The sequence below is a fragment of the Streptococcus oralis genome (assembly GCF_001579025.1).
Classification (GTDB): Bacteria; Bacillota; Bacilli; order Lactobacillales; family Streptococcaceae; genus Streptococcus; species Streptococcus oralis_X.
In genome coordinates, this window is the sequence record NZ_KQ970235.1 from 542520 (window position 1) to 548626 (window position 6107).

The following is a 6107-nucleotide window of genomic DNA, read 5'->3' on the forward strand; positions in this document are numbered from 1 at the left end:
AGAAAAAATCAAACCAGAAATTACTCTCATTTCAGTCGGAAAGAGCAATCGTGCGAAACTCCCCCATCAGGAAACCTTGACACGACTGGAAAATATTAAGAGCAAGATTTACCGAACTGACCAGCAAGGGGCTATCCGCTTTACAGGGTGGAATAGTTGGCGAATTGAAACGGTTCGATAGGAAGAAAAATGTTATATATTAATGAAATGGACTAAAAATCTGTTGCATAATACAGGGAAAAACGATATAATGAAAGTGTTTTCAGTACCAATGATACAAATGCAATGATAACCATGAAAAATCGGTAAAAGTCGCTTTATTATCTATTGGTTTTTTTCAGTCCAGTGTATCTGCTGTGACAGTTACTAAAAGTTATCGATGTGATTGGAATACCGCTTGGAAGTATAGTATGAATTACCACGGACATAAAAATGTGTAAACATTTCAAGATGGTCTGCTTATTACTCTATAATGACTATAAAGTTGGTCCGATTGATATTATGTTCGCTATGAGGTCATTAACTACTAGGTAGGAAACTATTAATCGTTAAAGAGTGAGAAAAAGGAGGGCTGGATATGTTAAATCTTACTCATGTTACCTTAAAAACGCGACAAGTCATCTTGCAAGATGTTGATTTCACATTTGAAAAGGGCAGGATTTATGGCGTTCTTGCTATCAATGGCTCGGGAAAGACGACACTGTTCCGAGCTATGAGCAAGCTGCTTCCCCTTAGTAGAGGACATATCGCAGCCCCTCCTTCTTTGTTTTATTATGAGAGCGTTGAATGGCTGGATGGAAACTTAAGTGGGATGGACTACCTTCGTCTCAATAAAAAATATCTGGAAGTCAGACCTAAACTTGGGGGACGCAATCGCCTATTGGGAAATGTCTGACTATATCAACCTTCCCATCCGCAAGTATTCCTTAGGGATGAAGCAACGCTTGGTGATTGCTATGTATTTCCTCAGTCAGGCGAAATGCTGGCTCATGGATGAGATAACAAATGGCTTAGATGAGTATTATCGACAGAAGTTTTTTGATAGGCTGGCACAAATCGATAGAAAAGAACAGCTGGTTCTTTTGAGTTCCCACTACAAAGAGGAGTTAATGGAGATTTGCGATAGCATCGTAACCATTCGTCAGGGGCAGATAGAAGAGGTTCCGTTATGAAAGATATTAGCCTATTTTTGTTAAAAAAAGTTTTCAAAAGTCGCTTAAACTGGATTATCTTACTTTTATTTGCATCTGCACTCGGTGTTACCTTTTATTTAAATAGTCAGACTGCAAACTCACACAGCTTGGAGAGCGAGTTGGAAACCCGTCTTGTAAAAGATGAGAGAATCATCAATGAAAATGAAGTGAAGCTTTCCCAAATGTCTGACACCAGCTCGGAGGAATACCAGAGTGTTAAAAGTAATTTAGAATTGCAAAAAAATCTTTTAACGCAAAAGAAAGAAATTCTGACTTTGTTAAAAGAAGGACGATGGAAAGAAGCCTATTATTTGCAGTGGCAAGATGAAGAGAAGAATTATGAAGTTATGTCAAATCAACCGACTTCTGACTCTGAATTAAAAATGGCAGTTGACCGCCAACGAAAGATTTACCAAGCCCTGTATCCCTTGAACATAAAAGCACATACTTTGGAGTTTCCGACCCACGGGATTGATCAGATTGTCTGGATTTTAGAGGCTATCATCCCAACCTTGTTTGTGATTGCTATTATTTTTATGCTAACACAACTGTTCGCAGAAAGATATCAAAATAATCTTGATACAGCTCAGTTATATCCTTTTTCAAAAGTGACATTTGCCATGTCCTCTCTTGGAGTTGGGGTGAGCTATGTAACCGTGCTGTTTATTGGAATCTGTGGATTTTCTTTGCTAGTGGGAAGTCTGATAAGTGGTTTTGGACAGTTAGATTATCCCTACCCTATTTATAGCTTAACCAATCAAGAGGTAACTATTGGAAAAATACAAGATGTGTTATTTCCTAGCTTGCTATTAGCTTTCTTAGCCTTTATCGTCATTGTGGAAGTCGTCTACTTGATTGCTTACTTTTTCAAGCAAAAAATGCCTGTCCTATTTCTTTCCCTCATTGGGATTGTTGGCTTATTGTTTGGTATCCAAACGATTCAGCCTCTTCAGAGTATTGCCCATCTGATTCCCTTTACTTACCTGCGTTCAGTGGAGATTTTGTCTGGAAGATTACCTAAGCAGATTGATAATGTCAATCTAAATTGGGACATGGGGGTAGTCTTACTGCCTTGCACGATAATTCTTTTGTTAGTGGGGATTCTATTTATCGAAAGATGGGGAAGTTCACGTAAAAAGGAAGTTTTTAATAGGTCTTAGCGTTCCTATAGGGAAGGTGAGGAAAAAACTAACACAGAGAGGGAACCGGAATGGTTCTCTCTTTTTGATGCGGACATCAAGAAGAAAACAGAAAGTTTTTTGAAAAAATAACTTTTTATCTTGACAAGGAATAGAAAACTTGGTATCATATAAAAGTTGAGAAAAGCAGAAGTGAGAGCTTCTCGCCTTGTGACATCAAGTTGCCTGGCCCTACGGATGAAAAGTTTCTAAGAAACGCTATCATAACGTGCGGGCTTGTATCATTACGAGTCCGCTATTGTTTTTCTCTAATAATAAAAAAGAGGTGAAAACCATAGCAAAGCAAGACTTATTCATCAATGATGAAATTCGTGTACGTGAAGTTCGCTTGATCGGTCTTGAGGGAGAACAGCTAGGCATCAAGCCACTCAGCGAAGCGCAAGCATTAGCTGATAGTGCAAATGTTGACTTAGTATTGATTCAACCCCAAGCAAAACCACCTGTTGCTAAAATTATGGACTACGGTAAGTTCAAATTTGAGTATCAGAAAAAGCGAAAAGAACAACGTAAAAAACAAAGTGTTGTTACTGTGAAAGAAGTTCGTCTGAGTCCAACTATTGACAAGGGTGACTTTGACACAAAACTTCGCAATGCACGCAAGTTCCTTGAAAAAGGAAATAAAGTTAAGGTATCTATTCGTTTTAAAAGGGCGTATGATCACCCATAAAGAGATTGGTGCAAAAGTTTTAGCCGAGTTTGCTGAAGCAACACAAGATATTGCAATCATCGAACAACGAGCTAAGATGGATGGACGCCAAATGTTCATGCAGTTGGCGCCAGCAACTGACAAAAAATAATTGTCAGAAAGTTAAATAAAGGAGAAAAAATCATGCCAAAACAAAAAACACACCGCGCATCAGCTAAACGTTTCAAACGTACAGGTTCTGGTGGACTTAAACGTTTCCGTGCTTACACTTCTCACCGTTTCCACGGAAAAACTAAGAAACAACGTCGTCATCTTCGTAAAGCATCTATGGTGCATTCAGGAGATTTCAAACGTATCAAAGCAATGCTTACTCGCTTGAAATAATAGCCTAACAGTAAGTAAACAATTCTAGGAAATATTTGGAGGAAATAAAACATGGCACGTGTTAAAGGTGGCGTTGTATCACGCAAACGTCGTAAACGTATTCTTAAACTAGCAAAAGGTTACTATGGAGCTAAACACATCTTGTTCCGTACTGCAAAAGAACAAGTAATGAACTCTTACTACTATGCATACCGTGACCGTCGTCAGAAAAAACGTGACTTCCGTAAATTGTGGATCACTCGTATCAATGCGGCAGCTCGTTTGAACGGACTTTCATACTCACAATTGATGCATGGTTTGAAATTGGCTGAAATCGAAGTTAACCGTAAAATGCTTGCTGACTTGGCTGTTAACGACGCAGCAGCTTTCACAGCTCTTGCAGATGCAGCTAAAGCAAAACTTGGTAAATAATGACAAACTGTTTCATTCTTACTCTCGTGGTTTTACCGCAAGAGTAGGGTGAAACTTTTTTATTTTCCATAAATGATTTTCTATTTTAGAGAGTAAATGACAGATTTTTTCAAAGAAAATAGGATATTTCTTGTATAATAGGAATATCTAAAAAAGATTTGGAGTTTGAAGAAGATGATAGTAGGTATTGATTTAGGAACGACTAATTCTTTAGTAGGGGTATACCAAGATGGCCAGGTCAAGTTGATTCCCAATGCTTTTGGTGAGTATTTGACTCCTTCTGTTGTGGCTTTAGATGACAATGATGAGATTATAGTTGGAAAAATTGCCAAGGAACGCTTGGTAACCCACCCAGATAAGACGGTTTCTCAGTTCAAGCGTTTTATGGGGACTAAGCATGAGTTGACGTTAGGAAATCGAGCATATAAAGCTGAAGAATTAAGCTCTTTTATCATTCGAAAGTTGGTAGACGATGCAGAGACCTATCTTGGAGAAATGGTTGAGGAAGTGATTGTCAGTGTACCAGCCTATTTCAATGATGCTCAACGCTATGCGACCAAACTAGCAGGGAAATTTGCAGGAGTTCAGATTGATCGGATTATCAATGAACCTTCCGCAGCTGCTCTTGCTAAAAAATCTATGAGCAATCAAGAAGACCAATCTTTTGTGGTTGTCGATTTTGGTGGGGGTACGCTAGATATTTCAGTTGTGGAGCTATTTGATAACATCGTCGAAATCGTGTCAATCGCAGGGGACAATCGATTGGGAGGAGAAGACTTTACTGCGGCTATTGCTGAGGAATTTTTAGCCTCCAATCAATTAACCAAGGATACGATTTCCCGAGAATTTTATAGTAAGATTCTGGTACAGGCTGAAAAGACAAAGCTAGAACTCAATGATAAAGAAGAAGTGAAGATGACAGTTCTGGACCAAGAACAAGAATACACTTTAGACTTGAGCTACCAACGCTTTTATGAGCTTTGTCAACCTCTGCTAGCACGTGTTAAGGCTGTTTTGGACCGTGCCTTGATGGATGCGCGCTATAGCTATGTATCATCAGATAACTTTGTTCTTGTTGGGGGGACTTCGAAACTCCGCTTGGTTCAGGACTTTTTATCCTACTGTATCAATCAAGTGGTGCAGGTTTCGGATGATCCCGATCGGATGATTGCGAGAGGTTGTGCCCTTTTAGCAGGAATAAAAGAGCGGCAAGGTGAGATACGAGATTTATTACTGTCTGATATTTGTCCTTTTACACTGGGGATAGAAATAGTTGGCGACCGCTTTTCGCCGATTATTGAGAGAAATTCTACCCTCCCTGCTTCACGCATCGAGCAGTACTATACGGCTGAATTGGGACAGAGTCAGGTCAAGATAAAGGTCTATCAAGGTGAGATGATGAAGGCATCACAAAATCTGTTTCTAGGAGAATTAGAAGTTCCCGTCCCTGTGAATACTCGAGTAAATGAAAGTTTCACAGTTCGATTTACCTATGATTTAAATGGGATTTTGGATGTCGAAGTGAAAATTGATTCAACACAGGAAGTCTTTAGTCATGTTATTCTCCAAGATAGTGTTACTCTGACAGAAAAGGAAATCAAGGCTAAGCAAGCAGAGTTGACTCGCTATAAGATCAATGCTCAAGAAACAGAGGTTTATCGCTTCTTGATTGAAAAAGCGAATCGCGTGTACAGTATGCTCTTGGGGAGAAGAAGAGATGAGCTAATGGCTGAAACTAGACGATTTGAAGAAGAGGTCAGCCAAGCATCTATGTATCATTTGCCAAAACTCTATCAATCATTTTAAAACTATCTAGACTTCCTAGAGCGAGGACTGTAAAAGAGGAGACCTTATGAATATATGGGAAACTTTAGGGATAGAGCCAACGACTGACGTCAAGCTTATTAGAAGGCGTTATGCTGAACTGGTTCGGCTCTATCACCCAGAAGACCAACCAGAAATTTACCAAGAAATTGTTGAAGCTTACCAAAAAGCCTTGACTTATGCGAGGTCTAGAAACACAAGACCAGAAAATAGCCTAAGAAAAGCGAGTGACTCTCAAGAAGCTACTGAACTTGAAGAAGAGGCGAATGGAAAGCCTAACTCTAGTCTCAACTTTGAAAACTTAACTGAAGAAACGAAGACTGAGAACGAAGAGTCTGAAAGATCTAGTCTTGATTTTAGTGATTATCAGCAATCAACTGATAAAACAAGCAATTCCTTTAACTTTGAAACCTTTAAAGCGGAAGAGGATGAGCAAAAGTCCACCCTTGA

General features: G+C 39.2%; 5 protein-coding genes, 3 pseudogenes and 1 other annotated feature. All 8 genes and pseudogenes read left to right on the top strand.

What is annotated here, in order from left to right; translation table 11 throughout:
• Positions 1 to 181: ComEC/Rec2 family competence protein (locus tag SORDD27_RS09990; RefSeq protein WP_196755618.1), on the top strand; the 181-nt coding region annotated here is incomplete at its 5' end.
• Positions 182 to 577: 396 nt separating this feature from the next.
• Positions 578 to 1172: pseudogene (locus SORDD27_RS02550) on the top strand (ATP-binding cassette domain-containing protein).
• Complete coding sequence (locus SORDD27_RS02555; RefSeq protein WP_061427147.1) at positions 1169 to 2353, top strand: hypothetical protein; 1185 nt, start codon at positions 1169 to 1171, stop codon at positions 2351 to 2353. The pseudogene SORDD27_RS02550 and the gene SORDD27_RS02555 overlap by 4 nt, the downstream one beginning before the upstream one ends.
• A gap of 157 nt (positions 2354 to 2510) precedes the next feature.
• Positions 2511 to 2642: a sequence feature (ribosomal protein L20 leader region), on the top strand.
• Positions 2643 to 2657: 15 nt separating this feature from the next.
• Positions 2658 to 3189 (top strand): annotated as a pseudogene (gene infC / locus SORDD27_RS02560) (translation initiation factor IF-3).
• A 32-nt stretch (positions 3190 to 3221) separates the two neighbouring features.
• Positions 3222 to 3422, top strand: coding sequence for a 50S ribosomal protein L35 (gene rpmI, locus SORDD27_RS02565; RefSeq protein WP_001125942.1), 201 nt, complete (start codon positions 3222 to 3224; stop codon positions 3420 to 3422).
• Between the two features lie 51 nt (positions 3423 to 3473).
• On the top strand, positions 3474 to 3833 hold the full coding sequence (rplT, locus tag SORDD27_RS02570) for a 50S ribosomal protein L20 (RefSeq protein WP_000124830.1): 360 nt from the start codon (positions 3474 to 3476) through the stop codon (positions 3831 to 3833).
• Between the two features lie 174 nt (positions 3834 to 4007).
• Positions 4008 to 5639: a molecular chaperone HscC gene (locus SORDD27_RS02575; protein ID WP_061427149.1), complete on the top strand. Its 1632-nt coding sequence runs from the start codon at positions 4008 to 4010 to the stop codon at positions 5637 to 5639.
• 46 nt (positions 5640 to 5685) lie between these two features.
• Positions 5686 to 6107 (top strand): annotated as a pseudogene (locus SORDD27_RS10125) (molecular chaperone DnaJ); the annotation flags it as partial.